We start from the raw sequence: 16,993 nt of genomic DNA, 5'->3' as shown, positions 1-16,993 counted from the left end.
GTTAAGGCCCTTGGTTAACCCAATTCCCGGAATTCCCGGAATTGGCCCTTCCCAAGGAACCCGGTTAACCCGGTTAGGCCCTTGGTTCTAAAACCACTCGCGAAGCCGCACCTTCCTGTCCGTCACACATTTCACACTCGCTTTAGCTGAAAGTAGGCGCTAAGCCCCCTCCCTCAAGGAGCGACCGGAGGGAGCGAGTAGGGAGGGGATACAGCGCCGCACGTTTTCTCATACACGTTCGGCACTCGGTCCACAGGCCCACGCAATCGAAGCTATTATACGCAAAACGTGCATGGTGTGCATTACAGTGAAACGGAAGACAATCACCATTCGGGAGGACCAAGACGAGTGGATTGAGGACCAACACCTCAATCTCTCGTCGTTCGTTCGAGAGCAGTTGGACGAGCTAATTGAGGAACGAGAGTAACGGATGTACTACGCCTACAAATACCGTCTCAAGCCGTCCGACGCCCACCATGAGGAGTTGGACCGACACCGAGACATTTGTAGGCAACTCTACAACCACACACTCTACCGCCTCGACGAGTACCAAGACGAACACGGCGAACTGCCGTCCATGACCACGCTTCGGTCGGAACTTCCTGACCTCAAGGCGTGGTGGGACGGTCTCTCTGACGTGTATTCGAAGGTTCTCCAAACCGTTGTGGAACGGCTGTTCGACAACCTCAAAGGACTCTCAAAGCTCAAAGAAAACGGCTACGGCGTCGGTCAACTCAAGTGGAAGCCGCCACGGGAGTTCCGAAGTTTCACGTACAGTCAGTCTGGCTTCAAGCTCGACAAGAAGGGCGGTCAGACTGTCCTGTCACTCTCGAAACTCGCGGACATCCCGATACGGCTCCACCGCGCCATCCCCGATGACGCCAAACTCAAACAAGTCACAGTCAAGAAGGAGCCGACGGGCGAGTGGTTCGCCACGTTCGGCGTCCAAATGGACCGAGAACCGCCTGAACCGCCTGAGAACCCTGAGAAGTGCGTCGGCATCGACGTAGGGATTCTTAAGTACGCCCACGATACGGACGGCACGGTGGTCGGGTCGCTTGACCTCTCCGACGAGCGCGAACGGTTGGAGCGCGAGCAACGGAAACTTTCGCGCAAACAGCACGGGTCGAACAACTACGAGAAGCAACGACGGCGCGTTGCAGAGTGTCACGCCGACCTCCGACGGAAGCGCCGCGACTTCTTGCACAAACTCTCGAACTACTACGCTCAGGAGTACGACCTCGTAGCGGTCGAAGACCTGAACGTGAAGGGGATGATGCAGTTCAACTCAAACTCGCGTAACAGAGCATCCGCCGCATGGGGTACTTTTCTTCGGATGCTCGAATACAAGTGCGAACGAGAAGGAACACACTTCATCTCGGTTGACCCACGGAATACGACCAAAGAGTGTGCCGCGTGTGGAGTGAAAAGCGACAAGCCATTGTGGGTCCGCGAACACTCCTGTCCGTCGTGTGGCTTCACCGCTGATAGGGACTGGAACGCGGCGTGGAATATTCTCTCTCGCGGTATCAAGCAGTTAGGAGCGGGACGCTCCGAAGCAACGCCTGTGGAGACTGCGCTCCCTACGGGAACCATTTCGGTTCCTGCAAAGCGCGTCATCGAAGCAGGAAGCCCCACCCTCAAGCGCGAACCGTCAGGCGAGCGGTAGGGTGGGGTAGTTCACTGTGTGAGTCTATTGGAAAAATTGTTTCTTGATGGCGAACAGGCTAGAACACGCGATTCAGTAAGAGACATTTCTAATTTTCGGACGTAGAGTCGCTATGTTCCTCCATTACTTTGAGCGAGGGGTCGACCGATTTGAGTGGTAATCTCTCGGTAGCCCCTTAGAACAGACTTACTGTGACACCTTCTTTTGTCGCTGACAGCTCTATAGCTTACAATTTTAGTAGTGTAATGGAATATGTGTAGGTGGGACACAAGGTCGCTTTCCGCCTGGGAGTGTATTCGAGGTAGAACCGCTCGAGATCTGATGAGTCTCCCCGTCTCCCGGGTCTTTTCACTCCCTCCGGCTGCGTTTCCACTTTTGTTCGCTGATGAGAAACTCGTCAGGAGGAGATTTCGCATCATTCGAGGAGGCAATTTGAGTGGGCGGGTTTGGTGAAAGCGGTTTCTGGGAGAACAGAACTCTCTCTGATAAGGGGCCTGTTCCCACATCTGTTCGCCAATAAGAATTATACATTCGATAGTAGGAAACGATATTGTCTGTGGTGTGTCTCTTAGGAGACAAGCGGCAGGACTCGGCCCCATTGACGAGGGAAACCGACAGTGTCGCAACACTAGAAGCGAAGAGAGCCAGAATATCACCGACCAAGTTCCCGACACCTCTCAAGACGGGAACTGAGAAAACTACTGTGTAAGGGGAGCAGGTATGAGGACAGATAGAAGCGAATTCGCCCCCGTCCGTGAGAAGATAAAAATAGGACTATCGCCAAGTGGCAAACGATGACGAAAAAAGCAGACTTGACTACAGCCATCTCAGACTCCGTCGAGGAGGGCGACAGCGTCTACCTCGGGGGCTTTACCCACCTAATCCCCTTCGCCGCCGGTCACGAGATCATCAGACAGGGCTACGAGGACTTGCATCTCATCCGCGCGACGCCTGACCTCGTCTTCGATCAGATGATCGCCGCCGGCTGTGCCTCGGCGGTCACCTTCTCGTGGGCAGGCAACCCCGGCGTCGGCAGTCTCCGCGCGTTCCGCCGCGCCGTCGAGGACGGCGTCCCGAACGAAATCGAGATCGACGAGTACTCCCACTTCGGTCTCGTCTCGCGTCTCTTCGCAGGCGCGCGAGACATGCCGTTCGTCCCGGTTCGAACGTTCCTCGGGTCGAGTCTCCCTGACCATAACGACCACATCCGGACCGTCCAGAATCCCTACGACCCCGACGACGAGGTGGCCGTCGTCCCCCCGCTGACCCCCGACGTTGCTATCGTTCGGGCCCAGCGGGCCAGTCCAGAGGGGGACGCCCATCTCTGGGGCATCACCGGCGACGTCACAGATGCCGCCTTCGCCGCCGACACCGTCGTCCTCAGCGCCGAGGAGATCGTCGACACCGAAACCCTCCGCAGCGACCCCAACCGCACCGAAATTCCCGGCACGGTCGTCGACTACGTCGTCGAGGAACCCTACGGCTCGCACCCTTCCTACACACAGGGGTACTACGGCCGCGACAACCAGGCCTACCTCAAGTGGGAGGAGGTCTCTGAGTCCCACGAATCGACGCTCGCCTGGCTCGACGAGTGGGTCCACGCCGTCGAGAACCGCCGCGAGTACGTCGAGAAACTCGGCGTCAACCGCCTTCTCAACCTCGAACCGACTCACGACTACGCCGAACCCATCGACGTGGGGCGATACGCATGAGCGACTCTGACTACGCAGACACTGACCCCGAGTACACCGACACGGAACTGATGATCACCCGCGCCGCGCTCGAACTGCGGAACGACGACACCGTCCTCGTCGGCGTCGGTGTCCCGAATCTCGCGTGTAACCTCGCGAAACAGACGCACGCGCCGGACCTCGAGATGGTGTACGAGTCGGGGACGGTCGACTCGGACCCGGACGCGCTCCCGCTCTCCATCGGCGACCCCGTCCTCGCGACGGGCGCCCGTAGCATCGTCCCGATGTACGAGGGGTTCGGTCGATACCTCCAGGCCGGTCGCATCGACGTCGGCTTCCTCGGCGGCGCGCAGATCGACAAGCGGGGCAACATCAACTCGACGGTCATCGGCGACTACGACGACCCCAAGGTCAGACTGCCCGGCAGTGGTGGGGCCTGTGAAATCGCGAGCAATGCCAAGCGGACGCTCGTCATTGCCCCCCATCAGGCGCGACGGTTCCCTGAGGAGGTCGACTTCGTCACCTCTCCGGGGTACGTTGGCGGCCGCGAGGGCCGCGAGGACCTCGGTCTGCGAGGTGGGCCCGAGACGGTTATCACGGACAAGGCGGTCATGGAGTTCGACGAGTCGGGCGAGATGTACGTCGAGACGCTCCACCCCGGCGTCACCCGCGAGGAGGTTCAGGAGGCGACGGGCTGGGAGCTCCGCTTCGCCGACGACGTGACGGAGACGTCGACGCCCGACGAAGACGAGATTCGGCTCATCCGCGAGGAACTCGACCCCGACGGCATCTACACGGGCGGTGGTGACTAATGCGCGACGTCGCAATCGTCGGCGCGGGCCAGAGCACATACGGCGAGCACCCCAACTCGGGCATCAAGGAGCTGTTTGCGACGGCGTACGACGCGATGGCCGAGTCAGTCGACCGCGGATACGACCCCGACGAGGTCGACGCGGCCCACGTGGGGAGTCTCGGCGTCGGCGGCTCCCAACTCGGCATCACGGGCGCGTCGCTCACCTCGCACGTCGGGCTGACGGGCCTGCCCGTCCAGCGCGTCGAGAACGCCTGCGCCTCAGGTGGGTTCGCGCTCCTGAACGCGGTGCAGGCGGTCGGTTCGGGCATCCACGACGCCGTCATCGCGTCGGGCGTCGAGAAGATGCTCGACCTCAGCGGCGATCGCTCGAAGTACTGGCTGGGCGTCAGCGGCGACACCGAATACGAGCGCCTCGCGGGGATGACGTTCGCGGGCGTCTACGCCATCGTCGCCCAGCGCTACCTCGCGGAGACCGACGCCGAGCACGACCATCTCTCGAAGGTCGCGGTGAAGAACCACGAGAACGGCGCGTTGAACCCCAAAGCGCAGTTCCAGCGGGAGGTGTCCGTTGAGAAGGCGGCGGGCGCACCGGAGATAGCGGACCCGCTAAACCTCTACGACGCCTGCCCGACTACGGACGGAGCGGCCTGCGCTCTCGTGGTGCCGGCCGACGAGGCCCACCGGTACACGGACGACCCGGTCTACATAACCGGGTTCGGCGGTGGGAGCGACTATCTCGCGCTGCACGACCGCGAGACCATTACCTCGCTGTCGGCGGTCCGGGAGGCCGCAGACGCTGCGTACGACCGTGCGGGTCGGACGCCTGCGGAAGTCGACTTCGCAGAGGTTCACGACTGCTTCACTATCGCTGAACTCCTCGCGTACGAGGACCTCGGGTTCGCAGACCGCGGCGAAGGGTGGCGCCTCGTTGAGGAGGGGCGGACGGCCCGCGACGGGGACCTGCCGGTGAACACGAGCGGGGGGCTGAAGGCGAAGGGCCACCCCCTCGGCGCGACGGGAATCGGGCAGGTGGTCGAGGTGTTCGAGCAGTTGCGGGGCGAGGCGGGTGACAGACAGGTCGACGGCGAGGTGGCGCTGTCGCACAACGTCGGCGGATCCGGCGGCGCGGCGACGGTGTTCGTCTACGAGGTGGCGCGATGACGCGCGGTATCACGGACTACGGCGTCTGCGTCCCCACCTATCACCTCTGCGCGGACACAATCGAAGAGATGTGGGGTCGCTGCGAGGCGCGTATCGACCGGAAGGTGGTCCCGGCGTACGACGAGGACGCGGTCACGATGGCGACGGAAGCGGCCGCGGACGTCGATGTCGATGGCGCGGGAACGCTAGCCGTCGCGACCACAACCCCGCCGCAACCTGGGTCGCTCGCGAGCGGTCCCGTCGCCCGGACACTGGGCCTCGACGGGCGATGCCGAACGCTGGAGTTCGGTTCGTCGTGGAAGGCGGGACTGGAAGCGCTGGACGCCGCACTGGTGTTCGACGGCGGCCTCGTAGTCGCGGCCGACGCGCCGACGGCACCGCTCGACGACGGGGGGGACCACATCATGGGGGCGGGCGGAGCGGCCTTCGCGACCGGTAGTGATGACGTCCTCGCGAGGGTCGTTGGCAGCGCCCACTACGTCGACGCGTACCTCCCGGCGAAGTTTCGGTCGGACGGCGAGGTGACGGACCTCGGACTCGGCGGGTACACGACCGAGGGGTTCGTCAAGGCGCTCTCCTCGGCGGTCGACGGAGCGCTCGCCGACGCGGGCCTGTCGGTCGAGGATGTCGACCACGTAGTGCTTCCGCAGGACGACGTGAAGATGTCGTGGCGCGGCGGGAAGCGACTCGGATTCGACGGCGACCAGATGAGCGCGGGGTTCATCGTCAAGCGCTTGGGTTTCGCCGGTGCGACGTCGCCGCTTCTCGGCCTCGCGGCGGCGCTGGACGCTGCGGACTCCGGCGAGACCGTTCTGGTCTCGGGGTATGGCTACGGTCACGGAGCGAGCGCGTTCGTCTTCGAGACGACCGACGGCGTTGCCGACGCGGATGCGGACGCGGGGGTCGACGAGGCCCTCGACGCGACGAGCGAACTGAGTTATCCGGAGTACGTGCGGTTGCGGGAGGTGAGCGACTGATGGGCGCGCACATTTCGATTCCGATGTACGAGCGGACGGTGGGGCAGCGACTGGCGTTCGAGGGCGAACGCTGTACAGAGTGCGGTACCGTCGCGTTCCCGCCGAAAGCCGCCTGTCCGGACTGTCGCAACGACGAGTTCGAGACGGTCGACCTCTCGGGCGGGGGCAAGATATACTCGTACACGGTACTGTCGCCGGGCGGCGCCCCACCGGAGTTCGCGGGCCAGGCGCGCGCGGAGGGTCGGTACGTCGTCGCGGTGGTCGAGCTGGCTGAGGGACCGCGGATCACCGCGCAGGTGACGGACGTAGACCCCGACGAGGTCGAGATCGGGATGCCGGTCTCGGGGGAGATCCGGCGCATCTACGAAGAGGAGGGCGTCGTCCGCTACGGCTTCAAGTTCGCTCCCGCGGACGACTGACCCTCCCTACCCTGTCGTGTCTGAGTTGACGCTGGATCGATAGTGGACCACAGGGCGCAAACGGGCTCTTTCGACGAATCTACGCGTCGAAAGAACATCTGCCCAGGGATCTCATAACGTGGATATCCACGAACGGATGGCTGTCTAACAGGAGAGTCTACGCGGGTCGGGCGTAGTCGAACGTCCGACCCGCTAGGAACCGTGAGTGGCGAACCCAACGGTTCGGTATGCGCCCGTGGCTGTTCGGGCTCAGGGTGGGGGAGCGGTAGGCGTACCGTCTCACTACAACCCAGAAGTAGCCCACCCCCTGACATGGTTGATATCGCGTCTGGGTGTAGGTCGCTCATCTTTCTCCACTTTGGGAGACGCGTCTACGTACGGTATATCACGATATAATTCTTTTGTGCATCTTACTCTCGAAAACGTCCTCGAATCGTTTCTTGGCGGTCGTGGCGCCGTGACACGACTAGCCGTGAGCGCATACCATTCGATGCTGATCCGCTCGGTGTTGAGCACCGGTGTCTCTCACGACCGGCCCGATGCAATCCTCGAACACGAGCTTCACCGGTCGGATGAACGAGACAGCTGTCTCGCCGCTGACTGGCGGACTTCTTTCATTCAATGCCGGGGGATTCCTGCCACGGAACTTTGTTGCGACCGGGTACGTCGCCATCGAACTCATTCAGATAGACGTTCATTGGGACGCGGCCACCACTGATCAGATAACGAAACGCCAGGTGCGGTCGCCGTAATGGGCCTGGCAAACGAGGTCGAAGGGCTTCCCTCCTAACTTTTCTGAACGGACCTTCGAGGGTGCCGAGGGGATCAACGGCGCCGCTGTCGAATCGAAGAAGTACAAAATAGGGACGTGTTCCGCCTGTGCCTTTGCGTGTAAGATTCCAACGAAAGACGAAGAACGCGGAGTTGAGACGGAAGATCCGGGACTCCGGGGAAAAGCTCCGAGCGAGGATGAAAGGGCCGGTTGTGGGACGGTTACAGCGTTACGTCCGTCCAGTGCAGGTAATACTGGACCGGGTACCAGGGGTGGTCCAGGAACGTATCCAAGTTCCCCACACTGTTTTTGTGGGAATACACTCTGTTAACGGTCATTATCGGCACCGCGGCAGCCTGATTCAGCAAGTATTCCTGTGCCTCTTTGACGGCATTCACCCGCGCTTCCTGATTCGGAGACGTCTTCGCTTCATCGATGAGCGAATCCATTTTGTCGCTATCGAGCATCGAGACGTTGTACCCTCCTTCCGATGCGAGGTTCTTGCTGTGGAATGCCGAGGTGAGGAAGTCCACAGCGTAGTTCGCCGATGTACCACCCGTGATAGTGTGATATTCTTGATTCTCGAGCTTGTTGTAGAACGTCCCGCCCTCGACGACGAGTACGTTTACTTTAATGCCGACTTCCTTCAGGAGCGCCTGTGCAACTTTCGCCTGCGTCGACCACTGGTCGAGGGCGAACCCCAGCTGCGTGATCTCGAGCTTTTCGCCGTTTTTCGTTCGAATCTGGCCCTGCTGGGAGTTAGTCCAGCCAGCCTCATCGAGGAGCGAACGGGCCTTCTCGACGTTGTAGGTATATCCAACTTCTTTGGCCCGAGACTCGGAGAGACCGTTGACTGAGATGGGCGGAGCGAGGCCCCAGATGGGCGTCCCGTGGCCCCCAAGCGCTGCCTCTACGATGGGATTCCGCTGAATCGCGTGTGCGATTGCCTTCCGGACCCGAATGTCGTCAGTCGGCTTTTTCTGCATGTTCAACGGGAAGTACGCAGGATAGGGGAACGCTGTCTCGTGGAGCGTCGCGTTGTTAGAATTGCTCACTTGGTCTGCACTCGACAGCGGAACGTAGGAACTTCCGTGTACGGTCCCGTTAGTCAACTCGCTGACCCGCGTGGTTGACTCCGGAATGATTGTGAAGTGACCCTCAGCTACGTTTGCCGGTCCCTGATTCAGTCCATAGTCGACCCCCCAGTCATAGTCTTCGTAGCGTGTGACGTTGATCGCCGAACCGCTCTCCCAGTTCTCGAATTTGAACGGCCCCGTCCCCACGACAGTCCCAGTTCCATAGTCGTCTCCGGCAGATTCGACTGCCTTCCGCGAAACCATCCCCGTATACCAGTTCGTGAGGAGAATCGGTAGTCGAGGTTTTGGCTCCTCGTAGCTGACTTCGAGTTCGTACTCGCCAGTTGCCTCGATGTTCGCCGGGCTCCCGACGACGTACGCGTTCTTCCCCTTGTTGACGAATCGCTGTAGGTTCCACGCAGCTATCTCACCGGTGAGTTCCTCGCCGTTGTGGAACGTTCTGCCTTGTTCGAGAGTGAGCGTAAACGTAGTAGCGTCACTCGAACGATCGTACTCCGAAACGAGATGCGGCGCCGCAGTTTTATCCGGCGTCAGACGGAAGAGTGGCTCCGTAATCGTCTGAAGCACGAGTTGTTCCGGGACTCGGTTCGCCTTATGGGTGTCGAGCGTGGTCGGCTCGCTCCCAAGAGCGAAATTGAATGTCTTCGAGTTCCCTCCTGAACTGGAGTCTGTTTCGGTGTCGTTGTCCGTTTCGGTTGAGCCGCCCGCATCTGTACTCTCTGTCGTGGCTTCCGTTCCACCCTGTGAACCGTCGTTGTTGGACGAGGCGCATCCGGCAAGTCCGAATGCCGCCCCAGCCCCAAGAGTCTGTAAGATCCGTCGTCTATTCGTACCTTCCGTATCGCTAGTTTGGTCGCTCATAGGCAGTGACGCACTCAGATGATGATAGTCTGTATATATATTTCTTTGCCACTCGTAGACGTGTGTAGCACGACAGCTCACACCACAATATTTACCTTAAGAGGGGCAGACTGTAGGATGAGACAGCCTAGAAATAGTATGGCAACTCAAAATCAGAAGACCGATGCAAGCGGTCGAATCATGGGTTCGAAGGAATGGCGCGTCGCAAAGCGTATCCTCGACAACCGCTCTGCAGTCGTTGGACTGGTCATCGTTGTCGCTCTCATCGTGACGGCGATATTCGCACCGGTTGTAGCCCCGTACGATCCAGCGGCACAGAACTACTCCGCGCTCACAGAATCACCAAGTGTCGCACATCCGCTCGGCACCGATACTCTCGGACGCGACGTCCTCTCTCGGATCATTTTCGGATCACGGTACGCGGTGTTTCTTGGTGTCGTCATCGTCGGTATTCAGATGGTCATCGGCGTTGGTCTCGGTCTCGTCGCTGGCTACTATGGCGGTATCGTCGAATCGCTCATCATGCGACTCGTGGATATCAGTCTCTCGATACCGGGTGTTGTCCTCGCCCTCGCTATTGCGGGCATGATGGGTGGGGGCCTGACACCACTGATAATCGCGATAAGTCTCGTCGGATGGCGAGGGTTCGCACGACTGGTTCGCGGTGACGTAAAGAGTGTCATGGAAGAGGAGTACGTCGATGCCGCACAAGCGGCTGGTGTTCCTGACTATTACCTCATCCTTCGGCACATCCTGCCCAACGTTATGTCGAGCATCGTAGTCTACGGGACGCTTACTATTCCCTCAGTCATCCTCTGGAGTGCTGGCCTCTCGTTCCTCGGGATGGGCGTTCACCCACCGACGCCGGAATGGGGCGCACTCGTAGCTGCCGGCCGGGGAGAACTATCCTCTGCATGGTGGATATCGACGTTCCCGGGACTCGCGATTATGGCTGTAGTGTTCGGTTTCAATATGCTTGGAGACGGTCTCCGAGACGCACTCGACCCCCGACAATCGGAGCTGTAAGATGTCGCTACTCGAAATAGAAGACCTGCACGTACACTTCCACACAGAAGAAGGGCGCGTAGAAGCAATAAACGGTGTAAATCTGACAGTTGGTCGTGACGAAGTACTAGGTGTGATCGGAGAGTCTGGGTGTGGAAAAACTGTGACGATGCTCTCGGTTATCGGGTTACTCCAGACCCCGCCCGCAGAAGTAGTCCAAGGAAGTGTCCGCTTTGACGGTGAGGAACTCCTTTCGATGTCCGAGTCTGAACTCGATCAGATCCGAGGGGACGACATCTCGATGATCTACCAAGACCCAATGAGTTCACTTAACCCAGTCCTCACTATCGGTCGTCAACTCACGGAACCGCTCTTGGCTCATCGCGACATCTCGAAGGCTGCTGCGCGCGAGCGGGCGATCGAGATGCTTGATGACTGTGGTCTCGCTGACGCTGAGCGGATTATGGGTGAGTATCCACACGAACTGTCTGGTGGGATGAGACAGCGCGTGATGATTGCGATGGCACTAATCACCGAACCCAAACTCCTCCTCGCCGACGAACCGACAACAGCGCTCGACGTGACCATCCAGGCGCAGATCATGGATCTTCTCCGGGATTTGCGGACAGACTTTGACACGAGTATCGTCTTCATCACGCACGACCTCCCGGTCGTTAGTGAGATCGCCGATCGGATTGCAGTAATGTACGCTGGCCGCGTTGCAGAGACGTGTTCCGTCGACGACCTGTTCGATTCACCATTACACCCCTACACTCGCCGGCTCGTAGAGAGCATACCTAGTCTCGAAGGGACCCCTGGCCGACTTTCCGTCATCGAGGGCTCAGTACCGAACCTCCTTGATCCACCACAGGGGTGCCCCTTTGCCTCCAGATGCCCAGAGAGCCACGGAGAACCCTGTCAGTCGACCGTTCCAGAACTCGCGTCAGTCGGAGAGGATCAGCATGGAGTCGCTTGTCATCTCTATACTGATGTCAGTGCTGAGAGCCCACCGTGGAATGTCCCTGATGAAGTCGCGGAACAACGGGAGTGGGGACAATGAGCAAAGCCGATATCCTTGAGGCTCGTGAGAGTACCTCGGACGCTCTCCTCTCCGTTCGCAACCTCCAGAAGTACTACCCGGTGAAAGGAGGTATTCTGAACCGAACGGTCGGACAGGTTCAGGCAGTCGACGGCGTCGACTCGACATCGACGCCGGTGAGACGCTCGGTCTCGTCGGCGAATCGGGGTGTGGCAAATCGACGCTCGGCCGGACAGTCGTCGGCTTAGAAGAAGCGACCGGTGGGAGCGTCACGTTCCGCGGTGAGGAGGTCACCGATGCCTCCGACGCCCGCATGCGTGAACTCCGACGAGACATCCAGATAATCTTCCAAGATCCGGCATCGAGTCTCAACCCTCGAATGAGTACGAAACAGATAATCGCCGAACCGATGCGGTTTCTCACAGACTGGAGCCGCGAAGAACGGGACGCCCGCGTCCACGAACTCATAGACGAGGTTGGGCTTGGCGAGGAACACCTCTCTCGCGCGCCGCACGAGTTCTCGGGCGGACAGCAGCAGCGGATCGCGATCGCTCGTGCTCTCGCCGTGAAGCCGCAATTGGTCGTTGCAGACGAGCCGACGAGTGCGCTCGACGTCAGTGTTCAAGCGAACATTCTGAATCTCTTGGACGACCTACAAGACGAGTACGACCTGACCTATCTGTTCATCAGTCACGACCTTTCTGTCATCCGCCACGTCTGTGACCGGGTAATGGTCATGTACTTGGGACGGTTAGGGGAAGTCGCGCCGACTGATCGGCTGTTCGACGATCCAAAACATCCGTATACGAAGGCGCTCCTTTCGTCGGTTCCGCGTGCCGACGCTGGCGTGAACACTAACCGAATCGTCCTTGAAGGGAGTGTTCCGAGTCCGGAGAATCCGCCAGCTGGTTGCCGATTCCATACACGGTGTCAGGACTACATCGGAGATATGTGTGAGGAAGAGGACCCCGAGTTCCGTCGTATCGAAGGCCCTGAGCACGTGTGCGCCTGCCATCACTACGACTGACAGAAAGCACACGTTCGTTCCGCTATTCTACGCGCACGCTAGACGGCTGCCGATGAGTCTGACTGGACGCGCAACCTATTTGCGGACAGCACGAGACGAAGACGTGTATGTCACCACTATTGGCGGATCGAACTGCCGTGGTTACCGGTGCAGCAAGTGGTAATGGACGCGCAATTGCTCGGACACTCGCTGCGGACGGGGCGGACGTCGTCGTCGCCGATATCCGAGAGACTCCCCGAGAGGGTGGAGCACCGACCCACGAAATAATTCGTGACGAGACGGCTCGCGACGCCCGCTTCGTCAAGTGCGACGTCACTAACAGATCGGATTTAGAGGCCGCTGTCGATGCCGCCGATATATTTGGCGGCGTTGATGTGATGGTGAATAACGCAGGCATTCTTACTGACACGCCCTTCCTAGACATCTCAGCCGAGGAATTCGACAGACTCCTGAATGTGAATGTGCGAGGGACCTTCTTCGGGAGTCAGATCGCCGCAGAGCGAATGATTGCGGGAGAGGGGGGTGCAATCGTCAATGTCTCCAGTACGCTCGGCCTCAAAGGGAGCGGAGCGCTCGCCGCGTACGCCACTACGAAGGGCGCTGTAACGTTGCTAACGTACTCACTCGGTGATGCACTCGGAGACCGAGGGGTGCGGGTGAACGCAGTCCACCCTGGTACTATCGAGACGCAGATGAACGTCGAAGATCTGGATCTGCTGGGGACGGAGGCAGGAACTGAAGCGAGGAAAACGGTTCCGCTAGACCGGTTCGGAAAGCCCGAAGAAATCGCGGACGCCGTTGCCTACCTAGCCAGCGACCGCGCGTCATACGTCAATGCGACCTCTCTACTCGTCGACGGCGGTGAAGTGAATACCTGAAAACGACGTCGTCAGTCGTACTTGATTCGCGGGTCGAAGTAGCTGTATGCAACGTCGACGACCAGATTCGAGATGATGACAATGAGCGAGTAGAAGAGAACAATCCCTTGCACAACGGGATAGTTCCGCCGCTCTACGGCACCGACAAGCATCCGACCGAGTCCTGGCCAAGCGAAAACCGTCTCGATGATGACCGACGAGGAGATGAGAGTCGGCACCTGAAGACCGATGAGAGTGATGATCGGGATCATCGCGTTTCGCATTGCGTGCGTATAGACGACTGACCGTCGACCAATGCCCTTCCCACGGGCAGTTCGGATGTAGTCTTCATTGAGGATCTCCAACATGGACGACCGCGTCATCCTAGTGAGGAGTCCGGCGCGTCGCGCACCGTTCGATATCGCCGGAAGCACGAGATACGAGAGACCGGTTAGAGAAAATAGCGCGCCAGCTCGACCGGAAATCGGGAAAACATCCCAGCGGACGGCGAAGAGAAGCAGCAGAATGAGGGCGAGCCAGAACGACGGCATCGAAATCCAGAAGATGGCGAAGAACATCGAACCGCGGTCGACCCAAGAGTGCTGCCTCACGGCACTGATGACGCCAAGGGGGAGCGCGATAACGAGCATTATCGCCATCGAAGCAACGGCTAGTTCGAGCGTGGCGGGCAACCGCTCAAGAATGAGTTGGAGCACCGGCTGTCCGTTCTCGAGGGATGAACCGAGGTCCCCATGCAGAACGCCCCAGAGCCAGTCGATGTATCTGAGGTGGAACGGCTGGTTCAATCCCATCTCTCGTTCGAGTTCTCGTACCGCTTCGGCCGAGGCGCCTGTCCGAGCGCGATACGCGCTGGGTTCCCGGGTGCGAGATAGACGAGTGCAGACGTCACGGCAGTGACTCCAAGAAGTATTGGAATCGTCAAGAGTATACGTCTGATCGTGTATTTCAGCATAATCTCACCTCAAGGCGAGCTGATCGTCGAACTCGGGGCTGACGGGATAGCGTCATAACGTCTATACGATGACTCGCCCGACGGAAGTTAAACATTCGGTGTTCGAGGACTACGTTGCGAGATAGCCGCCGTCAACAGTCAGGGTCTCACCGGTCACGTACGATGCGGCATCGGAGACGAGGAACACTGCCGCACCAGCAAGGTCGTCTGGGCAAGCGAGCGACCCTAAGGGGATGCGGTCTCGCCGTCGTGCATCCACCGCAGAATCCCCGGTAGACATGTCGGTCTGAACGATTCCCGGGGCGAGAGCGTTCACGCGGATATCGTCGTTGCCCCACTCGGTCGCGAGTTGTCGAGTGAACGCCTCAACGCCACCCTTCGAGGCGTGGTAGTCGACATGGGAGGCGTCTGGGTCGGCGACACGAGCAGTGATTGAGGAAATATTGAGGATTACTCCTCCGTCACCCTCTCTCATCACCCGGCCGGCGTGTTTCGAGCACAAAAATACCCCTGTCAGGTTCGTGTCGACCGTCTTCTGCCAGTCTTCGAGTGTCTTCGTCTCGGCAGGTGCGACCGTTGCGATTCCCGCGTTGTTGATCAGGACGTCAATGCCGCCGAACTCTTCGACTGTTCGGTCGACGAGGTGCTTGACAGACGATTCGTCCGTCACGTCGGTCGGGACAGCAAGCGATTGGACACCCGTGGAGTCGCTAATCTCGCTCGCGGCCTCCTGACAGTCATCCGAAGAGCGATTGGCGATGACGACGTTTGCGCCGGCGTCCGCTAGAGCCTCTGCGATAGCTCTTCCAATGCCGCGACTGCCGCCAGTGACGATCGCATTCTTGCCGTCGAGTGCGAACTGATCGAGTACAGACATCAGCGGAGAAACGTGAGGTGATGTGATAAATCATCGGACTTGGTCGCTCTGACGGCGGCGGATCACTGTGACGACAGAGGCGTACCTCGTTCTTCAGACGATACCTATATACGGTCCGCTAACACCTATCACATAGTAGATGTCCTCGAACGCTTCCGATAGCCGAGAGACGACTACCGTATCACCGGGTCGACGCGACGATGTCGCGCTCAGCGTTGAGGGGTTGCGACGGTCGTTCGGTGGCATCACGGCAGTCAACGGTACATCCTTCGATGTCAAGGATGGTTCGCTGACCGGACTCATCGGTCCGAACGGTGCGGGCAAGTCGACTACCTTCGACCTCGTAACAGGGTTCACCGAGGCGGACGCCGGCACTGTTTCCCTCTACGGGCAGGACGTGAGCGGCCTCCATCCGTATCAGTTGGTGGAACGCGGCCTTGTCCGGACGTTTCAGACACCACGCGAACTGGCACAGATGACTGTCGAAGAGAACCTCACTATCGCTCCTCAAAACCAGACCGGAGAGAACTTCCTCTACTCGGTCCTTCCGGGACTCCGGAAGAGGGTCACCGTGGAGGAAGACAGCGTGAAAGAGCGAGCACGAGAAATGATGAGCCTCTTCGACATCGAACACCTCGCTTCGGAACGGGCGGAGAACCTTTCGGGAGGGCAGCGAAAGCTCCTTGCGCTCGCACGTGCCCTAATGACCGATCCGGACGTCCTATTGCTCGACGAACCGTTCGCAGGAGTCAATCCGACGTTGCAGGAGCGACTCTTGGAACACCTTCGGCAACTGAACGCAGATGGGTACACGATTCTTCTTATCGAGCACGACATGGAGGTCATAATGGACAACTGCGAGCACGTACTTGTGATGCACCAGGGATCGATACTCACACAGGGGACACCGGACCAGGTACGGAACGACGAACAGGTCATCGACGCGTATCTCGGGGGGTCAGCCTGATGCTAGATATTTCCGGGTTAGATGCGGGATACGGCGATCTCCAGATTCTGTACGATGTCGATCTCACCATCGAGGATGGCGGATTCGTCGCTATTGTAGGTCCAAACGGTGCTGGCAAGAGTACGCTAATGAAGTCCGTCTTCGGTCTGACGACGACGATGGGCGGAGCGGTCAGGTTCAATGGGACGGACATCACGAACCTCTCTCCCGACCAGATCATCAGACACAGCATCTCCTATGTCCCACAGGTGGATAACGTATTCCCGCCTCTGACGGTTATGGAGAATCTCAGAATGGGAGCGTTCATCCTCGACGAGGTTCCTGCGGACCGATTGGAAATGGTGTTCAACCGATTTCCGATCCTCCGGGAACGAAAGGACCAGAAGGCCCATACGATGAGTGGCGGCCAGCGTCAGATGCTCGCGATGGGCCGTGCACTCATGCTCGACCCGGACCTCCTGCTACTCGACGAACCGTCAGCCGGACTCGCTCCAGACCTCGTCGACGAGATGTTCGACCGCATCGATGCGATTAACGACGCCGGGACAGCCGTTATGATGGTCGAGCAGAACGCCAAGGAAGCGTTGCGGCGGTCCGAACGTGGATACGTTCTTTCCCAAGGGCGCAATCGGTACGAGGACGACAGCGACATACTCCTTGGTGACGAGGAGGTACGCCGCGAATTCCTCGGTGGGTAATCCACGGGTCACTTTCGGGTCGGTATTGAGAAAGTTATATATGTGATATGAGTCAATAATGAGTTATGGTGTCAAATAGCAATGACTGC

Annotated in this window: 17 protein-coding genes and 1 pseudogene; 14 read left to right on the top strand and 4 right to left on the bottom strand. The window is 59.3% G+C overall.

The annotated features are described in order from the left end of the window. Positions 1-430: 430 nt before the first annotated feature. The 7 genes and pseudogenes from GJ632_RS05250 to GJ632_RS05220 form a co-directional block, all read left to right on the top strand. Complete coding sequence (locus GJ632_RS05250; RefSeq protein WP_191452309.1) at positions 431-1,669, top strand: RNA-guided endonuclease TnpB family protein; 1,239 nt, start codon at positions 431-433, stop codon at positions 1,667-1,669. A gap of 794 nt (positions 1,670-2,463) precedes the next feature. Then, positions 2,464-3,381, top strand: coding sequence for a CoA transferase subunit A (locus GJ632_RS05245; RefSeq protein ID WP_231751353.1), 918 nt, complete (start codon positions 2,464-2,466; stop codon positions 3,379-3,381). Next, positions 3,378-4,172 carry a CoA-transferase subunit beta gene (locus GJ632_RS05240; RefSeq protein ID WP_191452308.1) on the top strand — a complete coding sequence of 265 codons (795 nt, stop codon included), beginning with the start codon at positions 3,378-3,380 and terminating at the stop codon, positions 4,170-4,172. Before GJ632_RS05245 ends, GJ632_RS05240 begins: the two co-directional genes overlap by 4 nt. Further along, complete coding sequence (locus GJ632_RS05235) at positions 4,172-5,335, top strand: thiolase domain-containing protein (protein ID WP_191452307.1); 1,164 nt, start codon at positions 4,172-4,174, stop codon at positions 5,333-5,335. Before GJ632_RS05240 ends, GJ632_RS05235 begins: the two co-directional genes overlap by 1 nt. Then, complete coding sequence (locus GJ632_RS05230; RefSeq protein ID WP_191452306.1) at positions 5,332-6,312, top strand: 3-oxoacyl-[acyl-carrier-protein] synthase III C-terminal domain-containing protein; 981 nt, start codon at positions 5,332-5,334, stop codon at positions 6,310-6,312. The genes GJ632_RS05235 and GJ632_RS05230 overlap by 4 nt, the downstream gene beginning before the upstream one ends. Further along, positions 6,312-6,731, top strand: coding sequence for a Zn-ribbon domain-containing OB-fold protein (locus tag GJ632_RS05225; protein WP_191452305.1), 420 nt, complete (start codon positions 6,312-6,314; stop codon positions 6,729-6,731). Before GJ632_RS05230 ends, GJ632_RS05225 begins: the two co-directional genes overlap by 1 nt. Positions 6,732-7,113: 382 nt before the next feature. Next, positions 7,114-7,672: pseudogene (locus GJ632_RS05220) on the top strand (aldehyde ferredoxin oxidoreductase N-terminal domain-containing protein); the annotation flags it as partial. Between the two features lie 52 nt (positions 7,673-7,724). On the opposite strand, the gene GJ632_RS05215 reads toward GJ632_RS05220, so the two are convergent. Further along, positions 7,725-9,461 carry an ABC transporter substrate-binding protein gene (locus GJ632_RS05215; RefSeq protein ID WP_191452304.1) on the bottom strand — a complete coding sequence of 579 codons (1,737 nt, stop codon included), beginning with the start codon at positions 9,459-9,461 and terminating at the stop codon, positions 7,725-7,727. A gap of 180 nt (positions 9,462-9,641) precedes the next feature. On the opposite strand from GJ632_RS05215, the gene GJ632_RS05210 reads away from it, so the two are divergent. The 5 genes from GJ632_RS05210 (at position 9,642) to GJ632_RS05195 (ending at position 13,410) form a co-directional block, all read left to right on the top strand. Continuing rightward, positions 9,642-10,487, top strand: a complete 846-nt coding sequence (locus GJ632_RS05210) for an ABC transporter permease (protein WP_231751352.1) — start codon at positions 9,642-9,644, stop codon at positions 10,485-10,487. A 1-nt stretch (position 10,488) separates the two neighbouring features. Beyond that, the gene (locus GJ632_RS05205) at positions 10,489-11,526 is read left to right on the top strand and encodes an ABC transporter ATP-binding protein (RefSeq protein WP_191452302.1); all 1,038 of its coding nucleotides are present in this window, start codon (positions 10,489-10,491) and stop codon (positions 11,524-11,526) included. After that, positions 11,523-11,753 carry a hypothetical protein gene (locus GJ632_RS23110; RefSeq protein ID WP_231751351.1) on the top strand — a complete coding sequence of 77 codons (231 nt, stop codon included), beginning with the start codon at positions 11,523-11,525 and terminating at the stop codon, positions 11,751-11,753. The genes GJ632_RS05205 and GJ632_RS23110 overlap by 4 nt, the downstream gene beginning before the upstream one ends. After that, positions 11,672-12,532, top strand: a complete 861-nt coding sequence (locus GJ632_RS25200; RefSeq protein ID WP_343161035.1) for an oligopeptide/dipeptide ABC transporter ATP-binding protein — start codon at positions 11,672-11,674, stop codon at positions 12,530-12,532. Before GJ632_RS23110 ends, GJ632_RS25200 begins: the two co-directional genes overlap by 82 nt. Positions 12,533-12,639: 107 nt before the next feature. Beyond that, on the top strand, positions 12,640-13,410 hold the full coding sequence (locus GJ632_RS05195) for an SDR family oxidoreductase (protein WP_191452301.1): 771 nt from the start codon (positions 12,640-12,642) through the stop codon (positions 13,408-13,410). 11 nt (positions 13,411-13,421) lie between these two features. On the opposite strand, the gene GJ632_RS05190 is transcribed toward GJ632_RS05195, so the two are convergent. The 3 genes from GJ632_RS05190 to GJ632_RS05185 all read right to left on the bottom strand — a co-directional run bounded on the left by GJ632_RS05190 (position 13,422) and on the right by GJ632_RS05185 (position 15,239). Next, positions 13,422-14,201: an ABC transporter permease gene (locus tag GJ632_RS05190; protein ID WP_231751350.1), complete on the bottom strand. Its 780-nt coding sequence runs from the start codon at positions 14,199-14,201 to the stop codon at positions 13,422-13,424. Continuing rightward, positions 14,192-14,362 carry a hypothetical protein gene (locus GJ632_RS23095; RefSeq protein WP_231751349.1) on the bottom strand — a complete coding sequence of 57 codons (171 nt, stop codon included), beginning with the start codon at positions 14,360-14,362 and terminating at the stop codon, positions 14,192-14,194. The genes GJ632_RS05190 and GJ632_RS23095 overlap by 10 nt, the downstream gene beginning before the upstream one ends. Positions 14,363-14,471: 109 nt before the next feature. Further along, positions 14,472-15,239 carry an SDR family NAD(P)-dependent oxidoreductase gene (locus GJ632_RS05185; protein WP_191452300.1) on the bottom strand — a complete coding sequence of 256 codons (768 nt, stop codon included), beginning with the start codon at positions 15,237-15,239 and terminating at the stop codon, positions 14,472-14,474. Between the two features lie 139 nt (positions 15,240-15,378). Between GJ632_RS05185 and GJ632_RS05180 the strand changes: the two genes are divergently transcribed. Together GJ632_RS05180 and GJ632_RS05175 are read left to right on the top strand one after the other, a co-directional pair. Then, complete coding sequence (locus tag GJ632_RS05180; protein ID WP_191452299.1) at positions 15,379-16,206, top strand: ABC transporter ATP-binding protein; 828 nt, start codon at positions 15,379-15,381, stop codon at positions 16,204-16,206. Next, on the top strand, positions 16,206-16,904 hold the full coding sequence (locus GJ632_RS05175) for an ABC transporter ATP-binding protein (RefSeq protein WP_191452298.1): 699 nt from the start codon (positions 16,206-16,208) through the stop codon (positions 16,902-16,904). Before GJ632_RS05180 ends, GJ632_RS05175 begins: the two co-directional genes overlap by 1 nt. The last annotated feature ends 89 nt before the right edge of the window (positions 16,905-16,993 follow it).

The organism is Halogeometricum sp. CBA1124 (assembly GCF_009741955.1).
Taxonomy (GTDB): domain Archaea; phylum Halobacteriota; class Halobacteria; order Halobacteriales; family Haloferacaceae; genus Halogeometricum; species Halogeometricum rufum.
The sequence above is the reverse complement of the archived record's forward strand: the minus strand, read 5'-3'. Positions and strand labels throughout refer to the sequence as shown.